21 protein-coding genes and 1 pseudogene are annotated in these 16,909 nt (G+C 42.7%); 4 read left to right on the plus strand and 18 right to left on the minus strand.

Translation table 11 applies throughout. The features are described 5' to 3' along the window. Window positions 1-108 precede the first annotated feature (108 nt). Window positions 109-1,347 carry an MFS transporter gene (locus C8268_RS00615; RefSeq protein ID WP_106765878.1) on the plus strand — a complete coding sequence of 413 codons (1,239 nt, stop codon included), beginning with the start codon at window positions 109-111 and terminating at the stop codon, window positions 1,345-1,347. Window positions 1,348-1,444: 97 nt separating this feature from the next. Here C8268_RS00615 and C8268_RS00620 read toward each other — a convergent pair whose 3' ends face one another. From C8268_RS00620 to C8268_RS00655, 9 genes are all read right to left on the minus strand, one after another. Beyond that, window positions 1,445-1,750 carry a DUF4176 domain-containing protein gene (locus C8268_RS00620; protein ID WP_106765879.1) on the minus strand — a complete coding sequence of 102 codons (306 nt, stop codon included), beginning with the start codon at window positions 1,748-1,750 and terminating at the stop codon, window positions 1,445-1,447. A 2-nt stretch (window positions 1,751-1,752) separates the two neighbouring features. Then, a complete protein-coding gene (locus C8268_RS00625; protein ID WP_234032632.1) occupies window positions 1,753-1,965 on the minus strand; it encodes a hypothetical protein in 213 nt (70 codons plus the stop codon). Between the two features lie 23 nt (window positions 1,966-1,988). After that, window positions 1,989-2,831, minus strand: a complete 843-nt coding sequence (locus C8268_RS00630; protein ID WP_106765880.1) for a WXG100 family type VII secretion target — start codon at window positions 2,829-2,831, stop codon at window positions 1,989-1,991. Between the two features lie 202 nt (window positions 2,832-3,033). Then, window positions 3,034-3,354, minus strand: coding sequence for a hypothetical protein (locus C8268_RS00635; RefSeq protein WP_106765881.1), 321 nt, complete (start codon window positions 3,352-3,354; stop codon window positions 3,034-3,036). 105 nt (window positions 3,355-3,459) lie between these two features. Then, window positions 3,460-4,026 (minus strand): TlpA disulfide reductase family protein, encoded by a 567-nt coding sequence (locus C8268_RS00640; RefSeq protein ID WP_106765882.1) that lies wholly within the window; start codon window positions 4,024-4,026, stop codon window positions 3,460-3,462. 3 nt (window positions 4,027-4,029) lie between these two features. Continuing rightward, window positions 4,030-4,722 carry a hypothetical protein gene (locus C8268_RS00645; RefSeq protein WP_106765883.1) on the minus strand — a complete coding sequence of 231 codons (693 nt, stop codon included), beginning with the start codon at window positions 4,720-4,722 and terminating at the stop codon, window positions 4,030-4,032. A 101-nt stretch (window positions 4,723-4,823) separates the two neighbouring features. After that, window positions 4,824-4,979: a hypothetical protein gene (locus C8268_RS22835; protein ID WP_199794790.1), complete on the minus strand. Its 156-nt coding sequence runs from the start codon at window positions 4,977-4,979 to the stop codon at window positions 4,824-4,826. Between the two features lie 145 nt (window positions 4,980-5,124). Beyond that, the gene (locus C8268_RS00650) at window positions 5,125-5,880 is read right to left on the minus strand and encodes a class I SAM-dependent methyltransferase (RefSeq protein WP_106765884.1); all 756 of its coding nucleotides are present in this window, start codon (window positions 5,878-5,880) and stop codon (window positions 5,125-5,127) included. A 15-nt stretch (window positions 5,881-5,895) separates the two neighbouring features. Then, entirely contained in the window at window positions 5,896-6,411 is a 516-nt protein-coding gene (locus tag C8268_RS00655; protein ID WP_234032633.1) for a GNAT family N-acetyltransferase, read from the minus strand. Between the two features lie 145 nt (window positions 6,412-6,556). On the opposite strand from C8268_RS00655, the gene C8268_RS00660 reads away from it, so the two are divergent. Further along, on the plus strand, window positions 6,557-7,225 hold the full coding sequence (locus C8268_RS00660; RefSeq protein WP_106765886.1) for a pentapeptide repeat-containing protein: 669 nt from the start codon (window positions 6,557-6,559) through the stop codon (window positions 7,223-7,225). A 104-nt stretch (window positions 7,226-7,329) separates the two neighbouring features. Here the strand turns inward: C8268_RS00660 and C8268_RS00665 are convergent, their stop codons facing one another. Next, window positions 7,330-8,280 carry a phosphotransferase enzyme family protein gene (locus tag C8268_RS00665; RefSeq protein ID WP_106765887.1) on the minus strand — a complete coding sequence of 317 codons (951 nt, stop codon included), beginning with the start codon at window positions 8,278-8,280 and terminating at the stop codon, window positions 7,330-7,332. 101 nt (window positions 8,281-8,381) lie between these two features. Between C8268_RS00665 and C8268_RS00670 the strand changes: the two genes are divergently transcribed. Next, window positions 8,382-9,128, plus strand: coding sequence for a sulfite exporter TauE/SafE family protein (locus C8268_RS00670; protein ID WP_106765888.1), 747 nt, complete (start codon window positions 8,382-8,384; stop codon window positions 9,126-9,128). A 36-nt stretch (window positions 9,129-9,164) separates the two neighbouring features. Here the strand turns inward: C8268_RS00670 and C8268_RS00675 are convergent, their stop codons facing one another. The 4 genes and pseudogenes from C8268_RS00675 to C8268_RS00690 all read right to left on the minus strand — a co-directional run bounded on the left by C8268_RS00675 (window position 9,165) and on the right by C8268_RS00690 (window position 11,756). Next, a complete protein-coding gene (locus C8268_RS00675) occupies window positions 9,165-9,365 on the minus strand; it encodes a hypothetical protein (RefSeq protein ID WP_106765889.1) in 201 nt (66 codons plus the stop codon). 124 nt (window positions 9,366-9,489) lie between these two features. Next, window positions 9,490-10,224 (minus strand): annotated as a pseudogene (locus C8268_RS00680) (amino acid ABC transporter ATP-binding protein); the annotation flags it as partial. Window positions 10,225-10,239: 15 nt separating this feature from the next. After that, window positions 10,240-10,899 carry an amino acid ABC transporter permease gene (locus C8268_RS00685; RefSeq protein ID WP_106765891.1) on the minus strand — a complete coding sequence of 220 codons (660 nt, stop codon included), beginning with the start codon at window positions 10,897-10,899 and terminating at the stop codon, window positions 10,240-10,242. Between the two features lie 89 nt (window positions 10,900-10,988). After that, window positions 10,989-11,756, minus strand: a complete 768-nt coding sequence (locus C8268_RS00690; protein ID WP_106765892.1) for an amino acid ABC transporter substrate-binding protein — start codon at window positions 11,754-11,756, stop codon at window positions 10,989-10,991. A gap of 217 nt (window positions 11,757-11,973) precedes the next feature. Between C8268_RS00690 and C8268_RS00695 the strand changes: the two genes are divergently transcribed. Further along, window positions 11,974-12,783: a hypothetical protein gene (locus tag C8268_RS00695; RefSeq protein WP_199794791.1), complete on the plus strand. Its 810-nt coding sequence runs from the start codon at window positions 11,974-11,976 to the stop codon at window positions 12,781-12,783. A gap of 31 nt (window positions 12,784-12,814) precedes the next feature. Here the strand turns inward: C8268_RS00695 and C8268_RS00700 are convergent, their stop codons facing one another. From C8268_RS00700 to rpoD, 4 genes are all read right to left on the minus strand, one after another. After that, window positions 12,815-13,330 carry a hypothetical protein gene (locus C8268_RS00700; protein ID WP_106765893.1) on the minus strand — a complete coding sequence of 172 codons (516 nt, stop codon included), beginning with the start codon at window positions 13,328-13,330 and terminating at the stop codon, window positions 12,815-12,817. Window positions 13,331-13,616: 286 nt separating this feature from the next. Continuing rightward, complete coding sequence (locus tag C8268_RS00705) at window positions 13,617-14,546, minus strand: manganese-dependent inorganic pyrophosphatase (protein WP_106765894.1); 930 nt, start codon at window positions 14,544-14,546, stop codon at window positions 13,617-13,619. Between the two features lie 124 nt (window positions 14,547-14,670). After that, window positions 14,671-15,693 (minus strand): UDP-N-acetylmuramate dehydrogenase, encoded by a 1,023-nt coding sequence (locus C8268_RS00710; RefSeq protein ID WP_106765895.1) that lies wholly within the window; start codon window positions 15,691-15,693, stop codon window positions 14,671-14,673. 216 nt (window positions 15,694-15,909) lie between these two features. Continuing rightward, the gene (rpoD, locus tag C8268_RS00715) at window positions 15,910-16,860 is read right to left on the minus strand and encodes an RNA polymerase sigma factor RpoD (protein ID WP_106765896.1); all 951 of its coding nucleotides are present in this window, start codon (window positions 16,858-16,860) and stop codon (window positions 15,910-15,912) included. Window positions 16,861-16,909: the final 49 nt, after the last annotated feature.

The following is a 16,909-nucleotide window of genomic DNA, read 5'->3' on the forward strand; positions in this document are numbered from 1 at the left end:
TTATTCGACTGTAATGCTATTTATTTTATATTTTACTTGAGGTTGAAATATTAGCATTTTTACTTACAGTCCACACAAAATAAATATTGATTAGGAGGAAAAAACAAAATGGCTAATCACACGGAACAAGAAAAGCCAGAAGGTCGTATTCCCTACTGGGTCAAAATCACCATTGTATTCTTATTAGGTTGGATTGCAATTTATGCAACTCGTGCAATCCTTAACCCTGTCATGGACGATATTCAAGCAGAATTTAATTTATCTGCTGCACAGTTAGGGTTAATTAGTAGTATCTTCTTTATTGGTTACGCTGGACTCAACGTACCGTCTGGAATATTAGGAGATAAGTTTGGTAAGAAAAGGGTACTCGTACCAGGGGTTATTATTTTCGGTATTATGGCTGCAGTAACAGGGGGAATGCCTTCATTCGGTTTATTCATGTTTGCTTGGCTATTGGTCGGTATATTCCAGGGCTTTTATTATGGGCCACAGTACGGAATTTCATCTGAAGCGATTCCAAAAAAACACATTACACTAGGTAGTGCGATTATTAACAGTGGGATGGCATTCGGTTTATCCATCGGTTACTTTGTTTCTAGCTACACAGTTGATACGCTAGGAATGAGCTGGAGAGCACCATTTTACATTATTGCAATCCCTGTTGTTCTTATCGGTTTATTAATGTGGTGGGTTATTAAGGACAAGCCAAAAACGTCAGTAGAAAAAGCCGCTGAAAATGGCGGCCAAAAATTAAAGATAAGTGAACTATTTAGCAAAAACTTAATTTTCACTTACATTACCATCTTCTGTGCTATTTATGCTTTCTTCGTAGTTGTTACTTGGATTCCGTACTATTTGGAGCACGCACGTGGAATCGCTGGTACAGAGGTTGCATTCGTATCCTCTTTAGTTCCATGGGCAGCAATTCCAGGCTCAATCTTCTTTAGTTGGATTGCAGATAGAATGGGTAAACGTCGTCCAGTGCTACTTGTAATGCTTCCACTTTCCATTATTGCAACTGTTTCAATTGTAGCATTTGATAGCATGTGGATTTTATATGCTTCATTAATCGGCTACGGAATTTTCGGTAAAATAAGCACAAACCCTGTTCTTGTTGCGGTCGTTGCCGATAACGCTCCTAAGCATGCATTAGGTACTGCATTCGGTTTGTATAATTTCATCGGAATGTGTGGCTCTATTTTAGCACCATATATTACAGGTTGGCTTACTGATATTACAGGTTCATTAAATGCTGGGTTCTATTTCGCAGCAGGATTACTCGTTATCGGTACAATTTCAGTTCTGTTTATTAAAGAAGGCGAAGCTGCTCCAAACCTAAGGAAATAGGTTATTAAACTTACAAATCCCGAATCTAATTAAATTGATTCGGGATTATTTTAAATGCTTTTACGTGCTGCGAAAAAACACCCCGATCCAAGCACGTTCATGTTTTATTTCCATTGTTAAGCGAATCTACTTTGGCTATACCTTCTACTAATGCATCACGAAACGCAATTTCCTCATCGTTCACATAACCTTTGAATACAACTTCTGATATATCCTTATGATTGAAAAAAATATTGGAGTCTTTGGTTATGTTCCCGTGAGGATAAAAGCATGCGACGTAATCCCATCGTTTCTGTGTGTTGGAATCATTTTGCATTCTTCCATAGATCATGAGCGTCTGATCCCAGTCCTTAAATTTCACAACGGAACCGATGGGAAGAAGCTTCTCTTGAATCGCTTCCATGCTTATCCCCCTCTCATTATTTTCTTGCCAACAAAATATATAGCCGTAACGACTAAAGGAATAGCCAGCAAAAATGTGATACATATGACAGCCTTTTCTGCCGCAGGCATGCCGCTATCCAAAAGATTCGGTATAACCGTCCCTAAAACACCAATGATAGCGATGAATATCATAATCTGTTTGAATCTGGCCTCTTTTTGACTCAATGGCTTCATGCTCCTCTCTCTTTCCGTGTGGACTATTCTATCGTTATCGCTCCGCCGACACCAACGAGACTCGCACCCGGGCCCAGCGGAATGTGAAACTCCAGGCCCTTTTTTCCCACTTCTGCTGAACCTCCTACAACGCCAAGAGATGCGGAGCCGCCAATATTCAGCTCCTTGTCGGTAAAAGGGAGCGGAATCTTAAACCCGCCTTCATATTTGTTTAAGGTGGCTTCCGCTCCGACGCTGAGCGTGCCTTCCTTTATAGAAGCCTCCACCTCCGCTTTACCGACACTGACGGACCCTTCTACATAATCGTTGGAATAACCCGCTTCCACGATGGTAGCTTCTGCATTCGCACCGCTCGTCAGGCTTACTCCGGCCTCGCCCGATATCGCCTTCGCATGAAAGCCTTTCACTTCATTCTCAACCATACTGCCGCCGACGCTGACACCGTCAACCATTTTATCCACCAAGCTTTTATTGCCAGCAGCTCCGGCGGTTCCTCCAGTTCCCGCACGAACACCGGCCCCAGCGGCTATCACTCCAAGGCCTCCCCCTGCTGCTGCGGCTCCCTGCATCGATATGCCTGCATCCGAACTTGAACCCGATGCATCCACAGTTCGAAATTTATCAGCTATTTGATCCAGCTCGGTCGAGACCGTATGTAAACGTTCAAGAAATTGATTCATGATGACTCGTGCTTGTTGATATTCTCCATAAAATCGCTCCCGCGTTATCCCTTCCCATTGCTGCTCCATCTGCTGAATACTCTGCTGAAGCCGCTGTACAATGTCACTGCTCAGCTGCCCTGATTGGGAAAATTGCGATGATACTTGATTAAGCTGCTCCGGTGTTACCAGAATACGATTGGACATAGACTAACGCTCCTTCTTTTCAATCCTGACCATTTTTTTCTATTTTAAAATGTCTTCGAATGAATAACAAGAATCTCTAGTTCCAATTTATCTCAATCTTTAGTCACAAATTCAGCCATTAAATAGAAAACTCTTGCTATCTGAGCATACATATAAAAAAAGCAGCTCTTGTTAGAGCTGCACCATTTCATGAATTTTATATTTAAATAAAGAAGAACGGGAGCAAGAACAACAGCGCAATAGATCCCCAAGACAACAAGCCTCCAAAAGGACTAAATCCAAAGCCTGGTCCAAAAGCAGAAGTTTGTGCTTTCTGTTTCAAGGATTGCGGCTGTTTTTTAGCCTTACGCGATTGAGTCGACAGTATCCCAGCCTCCGGGAATGCTTGTTGAAAAATCAGACCATTTTCATTAACTTCACTCAGTGTTCCTGTAAATTGTCTTCCATCCCGAAGCACAGCGCAAAGCTGACGACCTATATAAGGTTTACAAGTATCTACAGAAAGTGGACTAATGATATGCACCTCTCATCCTCCTTACCCATCGAATTGATTCATTCTATTCCACAGGATGATATACTGTCAGATACAAACGTCCACTTTTGCAGATTACTTTATATTAAAGTAATATTATCTTGATTTTTCATAGGCTTTAATCATCAGATTATGATCAATCGCCCCTTGGTACCGATCCGTAATGACACCTTGAGCATTCAGTACATAGGTTGTCGGATAAGCAACAATTTGATACTCATCCGTCACCTGTCCAGTCTGATCATACACCGCTGGGAAAGTAGCGCCCACCTCTTTCAGGAATCGTTTCGCATCACCCGGGCTTTTTTCCAAATGTGTCATGTTCACCGCCAGTACAACGGCATCCTTGTCTTTATACTCTTCGTAAAAATCCTGCATGTAAGGCATTTCAACTTTGCACGGCGGACACCATGATGCCCAAAAGTTCAATAGAACCGTTTTACCGCGGTAATCGGAAAGATGAACAGTTTCCCCGTCCTCCGTCTCCAATGTGAAGTCAGGCGCTCGATTTCCAACCTTGATTCCTACAGGTATCGTACTATCCAATTCGGCTTCGTTTACACTTCCATCTGTTTGCTGTATCGCTTGCTTGTTATAGTAATCATATATCCCCCAGCCAACCAAAGCGGCAAGGATCAACAAAGCAATCCAGTTCTTTCTCATGCATTAGTCACCTCTTTTCACGTTATGGCCAGAATGCCTCTCTTGTTTGCTGAATAATATGTCCCCGATCAGAATAATGAATGCCAGAATACTGTATGCGATCTGAATCGAGGTGAAGCCGGCTATAACCGTCTGACGTCCTGCATCAAAAAACGGAATCAATACCGCGCCAATGCTATACCACAAAGCGATCGAAACAAATCCCCGGATCGACGTATCGTATTTAATCCAAGCCCACGCTGCAAGAACTGCATGAAGAACAGCATACATGAGCGATATTTCATCCATCAAATCATTCCAAATCCATACGAAGACATAACGGGCAAAGCCTCCGGCCAAAAAAGCCAGCATAGCTGCCTTTACTAGAGAAACAAGCAAAGACCGGTTTTTGTTCAAACGAAAACCAACATACAAGAGTGCTAGAGCCGTTCCGAGCCACACTCCTTTATCCCCGCCTGTAAAATATAACAACGATAGCGGATGCTGTATCGTTCGAATCGGGTCAAATATAATGATGCTGAATTTCCATACGATGAATCCGATGAGCAGCGCATTCACATACGTATCCAGTATCCAAGCGGATTCTTCTCGTGTACGAAGACGCAATCTCAATGCGAGAAAGCCCGCAACAGCTGATATAAAAAAGACCAAAATATCGATTCGAACCGTCAGAGGACCTAGAACGACCGTACTCAAATCAATTCCTCCTTACTTCAGGGATACCCCCCTTTACCCCGAGGGGTATATAAAAGATGATAAATAGTTTCCGTTAACATGTCAATATAACTACAATATGCTTATCTCTTTTCCGATATGACCAGCAAGAACGTTGCTATGGGTCCCAACAATAAAGATAACAAAAACCAGTTTAAACCGCTTCTGTTCTTACCTTGGGCAAGCCCTGCATTGATCAAAGCAAGTGTGCCCCATCCTACAAAAAATTCATTCTCCATTCGCCGTTCCTCCTGTAGACCAAATACATCATCATCATTACGTTTGGAAAAATGTTTCGTTCCATATAAAAAACTGCACTGCAATTGCTTATTATGTCAAACAATTGAGTGCAGTTCAATTGAGTATTCATGTTTAAATGCAATTCTAGCATTTTATCGCTTCAAAAGTACACATTTGTTCAGCATGTGTCGGCTCCTGACCATATTTATAATCAGCAGAAACCGTAATTTGATCAAAACCGATCTTCTCAAGCAAAAGAATAAATTCATATTTGCCATACCAGCTGAGCGGAAACCTTTGCAGTTCGGATTGAATGAACCGGCCGTCCTTCCATTTCTCATACTTTAATAGCGATACCATTCGCTGTTCCAAATGATTGACTTCGATCACTTTTTCCTCCAATGTTAACACTTCACCAGAGGCAGTGTCCCAAGTTCTTGTGGATACCGAATTCGTATCCCAATGGGTAGGTATGTACAGGTCCAATATAAGTTTGCCGCCCGGTGCAAGATGGCGATAGAAATTGTGAAGCGCAGCAACAGCCGTTTCCCGACCCTCCAGCAGCTGGAAAGAACCAGCCGGTATAATAATCGCTTCATAGGATCGTTCCAGCTGAAAATGATGCATTTCATTTTTATATAATACCGGGGTCAGTCCCCGCTCTGCACATCGGGTACGGCAGGAATCAAGCATTTCTTCCGAATTGTCCAAACCATCCACCGCATATCCTTTCACAAGCAACGGAATGAGTACACGTCCGGAGCCGCATCCGACTTCCAAAACTCTTCCTTGTAAATCTCTTAAACGTTCCTCATAATATTCTACATCTCCAAAAGAATGCCCTAACGGTTTACTCAGATCATAAACCTCTGTACAGAGGCTTCCATAATAATGCTGCATCGCTTTATCATTCCTTTACGATAAATTAAATTCCAGATCAAGGCTCTCCCATTTGAGCGCAATCTCCTGATGAGATTGTCCGGCTATGACGATCTCTTGCTGCCGCACCTCGCGCCCACCCAATGCTTTATAAAAATGTATCGCAGGATTGCCTTCAAGCACCCAGACCAGCAATGAAGTGTATCCCCTTGATCTCATTATCTGAATCATCTGTATAAAAAGCTGTCTGCCCCAACCTTTTCCTTGTGCTTCTTTCAACAAATATACCGCATACAGCTCACCCTCACTGTTTCGTTTGTGCTCTCTTTCGATTCCAAAATTCAAAAAACCAATGATGCCACCTATAGCGTTTTCCAGTACCAATGTGTTTCCCTTTTCCAATCTCCGCTGCCAGCTTTCCAGACGACTTTCAACCGTTAAAGCATCCAAGAAACTTTCAGAGATGATTCCTTTATATGTCGTTTTCCAACTATTTACATGAACTTGCGCAATTCCCTCTGCATCCGCTGCCGTCGCTGCTCTAATATACACTACCATCTCCCCCAATAATTAGAAAGTATATATGACTACTTTATATTAACTTTATTACAATTTCCAGCGTAACAATACATATTGGACAACCACTGGATAGCTTTCATGTTAAAATAGTGAAATATCTTATTTGGAGGAATCGGTTATGCCATCAACTTCCCGTTCAACCCATAGCAGCATAAAGATTGCTGCACCTAAAATCCCAAAACAACTAGAGCCAACACTACTATCGGACTGCTGCATTGAAGATGAGTCTGCATGTAGACAATCCATTTTTCAAGATGAGGAAACATCATACCTGAACGCCAATAAAGTGCTGTTCGACCAAATCATATTTCACAATGTTACGTTTACACACGCTTCCCTTAAGCATTTGGAACTGACTGACGTCATTTTTGATCACTGCGATTTGTCCAATGCCGATTTTAGCGATGCCATCATTCACAGGACCCAATTCAATCACTGCAAAATACTCGGGCTTGATCTGACAGCTGCAACGATACGAAATACAGCTTTCCATCACTGTACCGGGGACTACGCCACCTTTCGCTTTGCGAACATAAAGCAGGTTTCCTTTCGATCCACCTCGCTGCTTAAATCAGATTTTTATCACTCTGAACTACTAAAAGTCGATTTTGACGAAGCAATCATTGACCAGGCTCAATTTTCCGGTACAAAACTGGCGGGAATTGATTTAAGTAAAGCGGACTTTCATAACCTGGGCTGTACACTGGAAGATTTAAAGGGATGTATCATCTCTCCTGCGCAAGCCATTTTGTTTACAAAAATATTCGGGTTAGTCGTAAAGGAATAACTACGAATTCAAGTCATTCAGGGATCTTCTTCGCCAACATAAAAAAGGTTAAGGATTGTTCGCCTCCCTAACCTTTATATCTTAAATTCATCATACCCTATCTTTTACTGCATTAACTTGCAGCCTGATCCCAAAAAAGAAGAATCGTGAAGCAAGGAAGTACGCATATTATCCAAATATAATTTCTGTTGATCTGTCAGCTTATCGAAGTCCGAGAAAAGATTATGATAGACATAGGAATATAGATGTCTGAAATCCAGGAAAAAATCGATCAAATGCATACCTGAAGTATCCCCTTTGCCTTCCGCATATCCATCCATAAAGGAATCTGTGAATCTTTCTGTAAATTCCCGTCTCTTCTCACCAGCCTGAGCGGTCTGTGCCGCATGATAAACGGCCACAGCGGCATCATAGGCAAACCAATGATACTCACTATCACCAAAATCAAGAACGGTAAGCTGCTGATCTGCACCAAGCAACAAATTATACTGATGCAGATCCCCATGAATGAGGCCAAATTCCTGATCTGATGGAACAAGACGATGGATATGTACCTGATACTCCTTCCACCGCTCCTGAAGAGAAGGGGCCAGCATCGTCAGATCCCGATCATATATTTCATGTTCATCCCATCGGCTTCGCGGATATTTAGGTTTATATCCTATGGCCAAAGCATGAAGCATTCCCATCGTATGTCCCCATTTACGAAATAACTGTGGGCTCCACATCACTGGATCTTTCACTTGAATATGATTGCCCTCGGCTTTTTCAAAAACAATAAAACAAAGCCCATTCGAGATATAGTTTACATATGACCCATGAACTTGTGCCGGTTTTACAACAGGCATATCATGCTGTGACAAATACAGCAACCATTCGATTTCAGACATCAGCTGTTCTTGCGAGATTGAAGCACGGTCAAACATTTTAACCACCATCGGCTTATCTGCTTTAACTTCATACACATTGTTATTGTAGCCGCCAAGACATCTCACGCCATCAACCGAACAGTCTAATAAACGACATATTTCCAGAATCACAGACGAATCAACCATCTTTCAGATCACCCCTTCTCAAGAATATCCCCATCATCTTCTCCTAAATTATTGTATAATAGATGAGTTACTGTCAAATTATTACGAAAGAAGTGATCGTCATGATGATTTTTTTCACCATGCTGGTCATGGGTATCATTCTTGGATTTGTTGGAGCTGGAGGGTCCGGGTTTATCATCGCACTGCTTGTAACCATATTTAACATTCCCGTTCATACCGCGCTCGGCACATCGATTGCCGCCATGGTATTTACGATGATTTCAGGTTCAATCAGTCATATGCGTGAAAAAAACACCGTGCCATCCGCCGGATTGGCTGTTGGCCTGTTTGGCGCAGCAGGTGCTTATGCTGGCAGCTTTGTCGCACGACTCATACCTGAGGAGCGTTTAGTATGGTGTACAGCGTCCATGCTGTTTCTTTCTGGTATTTTAATCTGGGCCCGAACCCGAATGACATTCAAAAGCGGTCCTTTACTCGACTCTGTCAAATCTCCACATTTTTGGATGATGGCAGCTGTATCGGGACTCATCACCGGTGGCATGTCCGGTGTATTCGGGATTGGCTCCACGCCGTTTATTCAACTCGCCTTAATGGTATTGTTCAACATGCCCATCAGACTCGCCGTAGGGACGACGATGATGATTATTTTGCCGATTGCGCTATTTGGCGGCATCGGTTATTTCCAAGCAGGATACATAGACTGGAAGCTGCTGCTTCAGGTTGTGGCCGGGACGATGATCGGTTCTTATATCGGTGCCAAGTTTACGTCCCGTGCCCCAAGAGCACTTCTACGATTCGCTATGATTGCCACGCCGATTGTTGGTGCAGCTGTTATGTTGGCAGGCTAATGGAGCAAAAAGGACAAATTTATATCAATCCTTCACCTATTCGACCATACCGTCGCGCTCGTTTATGATCATATCTGCACTTTCTTCAAACACATTAGAGCACGGAACATTCGTTATGGTCTCCGATTGCCGGACCCAATGACCGATATTACGGTATAACGCTTCATAAGAATGATTCAGTTCGTTTTCCGGGATATGCTCTGCACTAACAACGTCATCTGGTTCCGGTTGCTTCATGGCGACCTTCCTTTCATATATTGGATCATCCTGTTTATAACATCCAGATTGTTTACTGCCCGTTGTTAATATTGTTGATCTCCCCGGCTTTTATACAAATTTCAAATGGAATTTCTGTTCTTTCCCGATTTAAAAATGCACGCGTCCGTTCCATCTTTGGCTGATTGAATATTTGCTCCGGCGTGCCGGATTCCATCACTTCCCCATTGTCCATAAAAATGACCCGGTCAGCCACATCTCTGGCAAAACCCATTTCATGAGTCACGATCAGCATCGTCATATGCTCCTCTGCAATCTGTTTGATGACCTGCAGCACCTCCCCCGTAAGCTCGGGGTCCAGCGCCGAGGTCGGTTCATCAAAGAGCAAAATATCAGGACTCATCATTAAAGCCCGAGCTATAGCTACACGCTGCTTCTGGCCGCCCGACAGCTTGCCGGGAAGAACGTCTGCCTTGTCTGCTAGACCTACTTTTTTAAGCAACGCCGCGCTCTTTTGACGAAGAACTTCAGCGGATTCTTTTTTCACATATTTCGGAGCCAATTCAAGATTTCGCTGAACCGTAAGATGCGGAAACAGATTGAAATGCTGAAACACCATCCCCATGCGGGAGGTGATGCTCTTCACCTGCTTGCTGTCAGCATAAACTCCATCGTGAACAAGGTACTCGTCCTGTACACGAATCGTTCCCCCAGTGACTTCCTCTAGATGAATGAGACTGCGCAGCATCGTGCTTTTGCCCGACCCCGAAGGACCGATAATGGCAACAACCTCATTTTTATGAACTTCAAAAGATACTTTTTTCAATACATCCAGATCGCCAAATGATTTTTTCAGATTGGTAACTTCAATAATAGCCATCGCTTGACAGTCCTTCTACTCAAATTTGAACTTGCGTTCGAAATATTTAAACAATAACGTTAGCACGAGTGTCATGAGCAAATAGATCACGCCAGCCACCAGGAAAGGTAACAGATTAACATCCCGGTTAACCGCGGTTTGTGCAAAATGCAAAATTTCCGGAACCGCAACTGCATAGAGCAGCGCTGTATCTTTCACCAGCGTAATCGATTCATTCGACACAGACGGCAGTGCAACCCGGAACATCTGCGGTAAAATAATTCGAGTTGTCATATGCCAGCGGCTGAGTCCCAGCACCTGTGCCGCTTCATATTGCCCTTTATCGATCGCCAGCAGACCTCCGCGGAAAATTTCTGCAAAGTAGGCCGCATAGTTTAATATAAACGCCAGGCTGGCTGCCACAAAACGATCCATGACGAGATACTCGCCTATGACCGGCAGAATTGGCAAACCGAATACAAAAAACAACAATTGCAACAACAGCGGCGTTCCCCGCATCACATAAATAAAAGTGTTCCCAAACCAGACAAGCGGCTTAACTCCGCTCCTCACCAACAATGTCAGACCGAACCCCAAAGGAATCGATGTAATAATCGCGATGAGAAACAGTAAAATTGTAGTTCTGGCTCCCTCCAGAATCGGGATCGTAATGTCAATTAAATAGTTGATGTCCATATATCCATGCTCCTAGAAAACGATTTGCAAAAACCTGCCTTAAAAAAGACAGACCGCATTCTGGCGGTCAATTTAGTTTCAAATAATAGCTATTTTAAAACCTTGTCTTCACCGAACCATTTTTCTGATATTTCAGCTGCAGTTCCATCCGTATTAAGCTCATCTAATGCTTTCTGCAGTTCGCTTAAAAGATCTTCTTGTCCCTTCTTGACACCAACGCCGTATTCTTCAGGAGCAAGCGCCTCTTCCAGCAATTTATAAGTGCCTTCTTCCTTTGACATATAATACTTGATGACGACTTCATCGATCACTACAGCATCTACACGACCGTTCTTTAAATCGCTGAGTGCCAGTACATTATCGGAATATTCTGAAATATCGCTGACCTGCGATTTTATATCGTGTTTATCCAGCGCATTAGAAGCCGAGGAAAGCGCCTGAAGGCCTATTTTCTTACCGGCTAGATCACTGATTTCTTGAATATTAGAATCTGCCATAACAGCAACAACCTGGCTGTTCTTTAAATATGGCTCCGTGAACAATACTTTCTCTTTACGCTCATCGGTAATGGTGTAACCGTTCCAGATCAAATCGATCCGTCCGCTCATTAACTCTGATTCTTTCGTCTTCCAGTCGATCGGTTGGAATTTTACCGTATATCCCATTTTCTCAACAGCAGCCCGAGCGTAGTCGATATCAAACCCGACAATTTCATTCTTCTCATCTCGAAAACCCATCGGCGCAAACTTGTCGTCGATACCAACAATTAATTCTTTATCCCCGCTCGCAGAGTTTGCACATCCAACAATCGATAATAAAAGAAATAAACTCATGATCAATAATGATAACTTTCTCATCCTTTATGCCCCCTAAGCCATATAACTAGATCTTATTTCTCTTTCATACTTTAATACGTTATCAGGTCTCTATGATACCATATTAGCAGAGGACAGTCGATAGGTTTACAAAATGAGGGCGTTTTCTTTCAATTAAATAAGGTTGATTTCAGCAAACCCCGGAAACAATGAAGGAAGGATACCGATCAAACAATTTGCACCCGAAGAAAGGCGGCTCATGAATTTGAGAGTATACACGATATGGATCAAATGCTTACTTAGCACCATCTTGACACTTGCATTGACCATGAAAGCTCAAGGTATATCCAATGTCAATGCCAATCCCGCTAACCCAAAATCCCCCACGATAAACAGCATAAACGTTCCTTTCAAGCAGGATGAGAGAATACTGGCAGAGCTTTCTCTATTCCTTAAGCTTGAACCTGAAATATTGCAGGACAAATTAAAAAAACAGTCCCTCGCAGAAATCGCCAATGAACAGGGTATCCTACGTACTGAGCTTAAGTCTAGAGTGATTGCACTTCTCAAAGAACGGACAGCTTCGCATCCCAAACCATTAAGCTCCACCTTTGACTTCTCTGAAGCGGCAGACAAGCTTATTGATGTTAAAGGCGGATGGAATCACTATATAAAACAGCATCCTCGCCGTTTGGTCCATGCCGAAGAATTGGCCAAACTGCTGAAGATGACTCCTGATCAGCTAAAGAAATCTTTACAGTCCGGTAAATCGCTCGCCAAGATCGCTGAAGAAAATAGAGTAAGCGTGCAATCTGTCATTGATCAACAGGTTCGAGCGGTCATGAGCCGATTCGATCGTCTTTTAGCCGAAGGAAAGCTTACAAAGGAACAGTATGAGAAACGCAAAGCAAATGTAAACCAATTCATTACCGAGTTTGTAAACGGGCGGTTTATGAAGCCGAAGGAAAATCACTTTAAACATCGGAGCATTTCACAAACATTAGATAAAAAAATAAGACTATATAAAATGGCAGATCATCACATAAAAGGGGTGCTCCCAGGGTCATAAGACCTTTGGGAGCACCCCTTCATTCATCCTATTATGGTGTGTATTGTTGGATAATTTTAACGACTACGCCATCCTCAATCGTAACGTGATATGGGAACCAGCTCATATCAATGATATCTTTTTTCTCATATACAGAAAGGAATTTATTTAAACTGACAAGCTGATTCCAATAAATCTGTGCATCTTCCACCCGTCCGGTATGGTCATACAGCTGAAGGTATACTTCAGCCTCATCAGCAACACGCCAAGAAACCTGCTCTTCTGTATCATTGACAATATAATAACCGTTTGGTGGCTCTGTCACTTCTGGATCTTGTTCGCGCTCCCGAAAGATTTCACCTGCTTCTTCACCTTCATACCACTGAATCGGATCTGCATTTAAATACACTTCTCCATCTTTCACTTCTATAGAATGAATGAAAACAGCTTGCTGGTTCGGAGCTTTCTCAACCGGCTTGTATTCATCATTACTTGTAGCGGCTCCAACGGTCGTCATCATCATAAACACCATCAACATAACGGACGTTAATTTCCAGACTCTTTTCATACTTCATCTCTCCCTTATGTATAAAAATTGGAGAACAGACATCTATATCAATCATTACCCATAAAAATGGAACTTAAAACCAATTGCTAGGCGGGTATCATTCATAGTGCATTGTATATAGATAGTATATGAAAAGATGAGGAAAAAAGGGTTTCAATTCGTTTTAAAATGTTTACAATAATTCAATCTTCTAGCCACCCGCATCAATAACCCGGCTGCCATTTATGCATAAGCAACAATTAGGCAACCGGGTTATATAAAGCGAATCATATAAAGTTACTTTTCCTTATTTACTGAACGCTTCAGTCAAAACCGGAACGATTTGGGATTTACGGGATACGACACCCTTCAACAAAGCTTGGTTGTTGTTCAGCGATACTTGATAACCCTTCTCTACAGCACCGGATTTCTCGCCTAGAGCAAGCGCAATGGAATCATTGTTCAGAATGTCTGTAACAACGAAAACAAAGAGATCCAGTTTCTTCTCAGCAATGACTGCAGAGATCGCATTCTCTAGTTCTGACTGACGGGAAAGAACATCATTTGTATCAACCGCATTAACTTGTGCGATTACTACTTTAGCATCACCCATTTGGAATTCCTTGGCATCCAGGGAAATAAGCTCTTCTATACTCTTATCGCTCAAATCTGCTCCAGCTTTCAGCATTTCCAACCCGTACACATTCGCATCAACACCTGCAATTTCAGCCAATTCACGAGCTGCAGCCACATCTTCTTCTGTGCAAGTAGGAGATTTAAAGAGCAAAGAGTCGGAAATAATCGCGGACAGCATAAGACCAGCGATTTCTTTACGGATAGATACGCCTTTTTCTTTGTATATCTTGTTCAAGATCGTTGCCGTACATCCAACCGGCTCAGCGCGGTAATATAACGGATGGCTTGTCTCAAAATTAGCAATACGATGGTGGTCAATAACTTCGATAACACGTACTTGATCGATGTCGTTTGCGCTTTGCTGACGCTCATTATGATCAACAAGAATAACGTCCTTTGCTTCGCCAGCGACCGTCTCAACCAAACGCGGAGCTTCTACCTTGAAATAATCAAGTGCGTATTGAGTTTCCCCGCTCACATCCCCCAGGCGAACAGCTTCTGCCTTGACCCCGAGCTCTTTCTTCAGCTCGGCATATGCTATAGCCGAACAAATGGTATCCGTATCCGGATTTTTGTGTCCAAAGATCAAAATATTCTCCATAATCATTGCCCTCCGTTAATTGTTATCATCATTCAAGAGTAATTTTCTGATGTCATACTACTATCTGATTATATCGCTTATTACTTCATTTTCAAATTGTTTTCACCGATTTTCACAACTACATTCAAACAAGAACGATTTCCGGTTCGGGTACAAATCCAAATTGCTTGTGTATAGCCTCGGTTATCATATCTATCAAATATAATACATCAGATGCTTTAGCATGGTTTTGGTTCAATATCATATTCCCATGATGTGGTGATATGATGGCACCGCCATACTCGGTCCCCTTCAAATTGAGCTGATCGACCAGCGAACCGGTGGCTACGCCATAATCATAATTATTTTTAAACACAGAACCGCATGAAGGATAGTCAAAATGACGTTTACTAGTCCGATATTTAATGATATCAAGCATGGATTGCGGAGTTGGAATCCCTTTACCGGCAAGTGCATGAGCTTCTCCAAGGAAAAAAGAGAAGAAGTGAGGAAGCGATGACGGATGGTTTCCACGTTCTTTCCAAGCGGTCACTAAACTTGAAACATATTCAATCTGCTCCTCGGAGTGAATTGGAATGTTCAGATCAGCACCGACAATCAGCCATGGATGATGTTGAAATATGGACTGCTTGTATGCAAATTTACATTCTGCGGAAGGAATAGATTGAACCGATTTCGTCTTGGAAGATAGATCAATATAATAAACAGTATCGATAATATCGCAAATTTCGCGTTGATTATATTTTGCATTCATGTAAATGCCTGCTCCAAGGCAGCCTGGCAGCAAAAATGTAAAATCTAATATATCGGTATTACCGCTTAGTCCCAACAATGAAAGCAGGGACATCGGCGTTCCCGCAGAAACAAACCACCGATCTCCTTTTACTTTGAATTCGGTAAATTTTTTAAGAGAAATAAAAACGGTTTCCGGGTTCGGCTGATCGGGAAATAAAATATTCGAACCCATGCCAAAGGTATACCAGGCTAATCCCTTCTTCTCGCAATCTTGATATAACTCGACCAGATCCTCTGCCGTTTCTGGCAGCGCCACATAATTAGCCGCTCCTCCAATACTATACGTAGAGAAGCTCGACAGCGGTATATTTCTCAAGCATAGCCGATCAACAGCGGATGTATGTAAATTCATCGATGTCATGTCACTCCTCTAGAAATAATCGTCATTATATAACAGGGGTATTCACGATATACTGTATACGTTCATAATTATGATGGAATCCCTTGACCCATGTCAATTCATTCTCGGTACGAATTCCTTTAACAGAGTAACAGTCCCTTGTAATGAGCAGTAAAACACTGCTCCCAAGGGACTGTAATGATATCGTGCTTGAGCAAATAACAAAACCTATTCCAGAAAATCCTTGAGGCGTTTGCTTCGGCTCGGATGTCTTAATTTACGAAGTGCCTTGGCTTCAATCTGACGAATCCGCTCACGGGTCACTCCAAATACCTGGCCTACTTCCTCCAGCGTTCGCGTTCTGCCGTCTTCAAGACCAAAACGAAGGCGGAGCACATTCTCCTCCCGTTCCGTCAATGTATCAAGCACTTCTTCGAGCTGTTCCTTTAACAATTCGAAAGCAGCTGCATCTGCCGGAGCAAGGGCATCATGATCCTCTATAAAATCGCCCAGATTTGAATCGCTCTCTTCCCCTACCGGAGTTTCAAGAGAAACCGGTTCTTGTGACACTTTTTGAATTTCACGAACTTTTTCCGGGGTGATATCCATCTCTTTCGCGATTTCCTCCGGAGTCGGTTCACGCCCCAGATCCTGAAGAAGCTGACGTGAAATTCTTACAAGCTTATTAATGGTCTCCACCATATGAACGGGTATACGAATCGTTCTCGCCTGATCGGCTATCGAACGAGTAATGGCTTGACGAATCCACCAAGTGGCATAGGTGCTGAATTTAAAACCTTTGGAATAATCAAACTTCTCAACAGCTTTGATCAATCCCATATTGCCTTCTTGGATAAGATCAAGGAACTGCATCCCGCGTCCCGCATATCGTCTTGCGATACTGACAACCAGACGAAGATTCGCTTCAGCCAACCGGCGTTTAGCTTCTTCATCCCCATTATTGATTCTCTTGGCCAATTCCACTTCCTCATCGGCAGTAAGAAGCGGAACACGCCCAATCTCTTTCAAGTACATCCGTACTGGATCGCTGATCTTTATGCCTGGAGGAAGTGTAAGGTCATCATGTACCGAAAAATCCTCGGTTGGAGAGCTTGCTGTTTTTTCCGGTTCGACAGCCTCACGTTCCATTGCGAATTCCGTACCGTGACGGTTTTCCATTCTATGCCCCCCTGTTGACAGTTCTGATATTTTGTGCTAATCTTATGAT

The organism is Paenibacillus faecalis, assembly GCF_900289175.1.
Lineage (GTDB): Bacteria > Bacillota > Bacilli > Paenibacillales > Paenibacillaceae > Paenibacillus_AQ > Paenibacillus_AQ faecalis.

What these genes read in the sequence shown, in the direction of transcription:
- C8268_RS00615 (WP_106765878.1), top strand. Translation starts at nt 109, where the DNA reads ATGGCTAATCACACGGAACAAGAAAAGCCAGAAGGTCGTATTCCCTAC.
- C8268_RS00620 (WP_106765879.1), bottom strand. Translation starts at nt 1,750, where the DNA reads ATGGAAGCGATTCAAGAGAAGCTTCTTCCCATCGGTTCCGTTGTGAAA.
- C8268_RS00625 (WP_234032632.1), bottom strand. Translation starts at nt 1,965, where the DNA reads ATGAAGCCATTGAGTCAAAAAGAGGCCAGATTCAAACAGATTATGATA.
- C8268_RS00630 (WP_106765880.1), bottom strand. Translation starts at nt 2,831, where the DNA reads ATGTCCAATCGTATTCTGGTAACACCGGAGCAGCTTAATCAAGTATCA.
- C8268_RS00640 (WP_106765882.1), bottom strand. Translation starts at nt 4,026, where the DNA reads ATGAGAAAGAACTGGATTGCTTTGTTGATCCTTGCCGCTTTGGTTGGC.
- C8268_RS22835 (WP_199794790.1), bottom strand. Translation starts at nt 4,979, where the DNA reads ATGGAGAATGAATTTTTTGTAGGATGGGGCACACTTGCTTTGATCAAT.
- C8268_RS00650 (WP_106765884.1), bottom strand. Translation starts at nt 5,880, where the DNA reads ATGCAGCATTATTATGGAAGCCTCTGTACAGAGGTTTATGATCTGAGT.
- C8268_RS00660 (WP_106765886.1), top strand. Translation starts at nt 6,557, where the DNA reads ATGCCATCAACTTCCCGTTCAACCCATAGCAGCATAAAGATTGCTGCA.
- C8268_RS00665 (WP_106765887.1), bottom strand. Translation starts at nt 8,280, where the DNA reads ATGGTTGATTCGTCTGTGATTCTGGAAATATGTCGTTTATTAGACTGT.
- C8268_RS00670 (WP_106765888.1), top strand. Translation starts at nt 8,382, where the DNA reads ATGATGATTTTTTTCACCATGCTGGTCATGGGTATCATTCTTGGATTT.
- C8268_RS00675 (WP_106765889.1), bottom strand. Translation starts at nt 9,365, where the DNA reads ATGAAGCAACCGGAACCAGATGACGTTGTTAGTGCAGAGCATATCCCG.
- C8268_RS00685 (WP_106765891.1), bottom strand. Translation starts at nt 10,899, where the DNA reads ATGGACATCAACTATTTAATTGACATTACGATCCCGATTCTGGAGGGA.
- C8268_RS00690 (WP_106765892.1), bottom strand. Translation starts at nt 11,756, where the DNA reads ATGAGAAAGTTATCATTATTGATCATGAGTTTATTTCTTTTATTATCG.
- C8268_RS00695 (WP_199794791.1), top strand. Translation starts at nt 11,974, where the DNA reads ATGAATTTGAGAGTATACACGATATGGATCAAATGCTTACTTAGCACC.
- C8268_RS00700 (WP_106765893.1), bottom strand. Translation starts at nt 13,330, where the DNA reads ATGAAAAGAGTCTGGAAATTAACGTCCGTTATGTTGATGGTGTTTATG.
- C8268_RS00705 (WP_106765894.1), bottom strand. Translation starts at nt 14,546, where the DNA reads ATGGAGAATATTTTGATCTTTGGACACAAAAATCCGGATACGGATACC.
- C8268_RS00710 (WP_106765895.1), bottom strand. Translation starts at nt 15,693, where the DNA reads ATGAATTTACATACATCCGCTGTTGATCGGCTATGCTTGAGAAATATA.
- rpoD (WP_106765896.1), bottom strand. Translation starts at nt 16,860, where the DNA reads ATGGAAAACCGTCACGGTACGGAATTCGCAATGGAACGTGAGGCTGTC.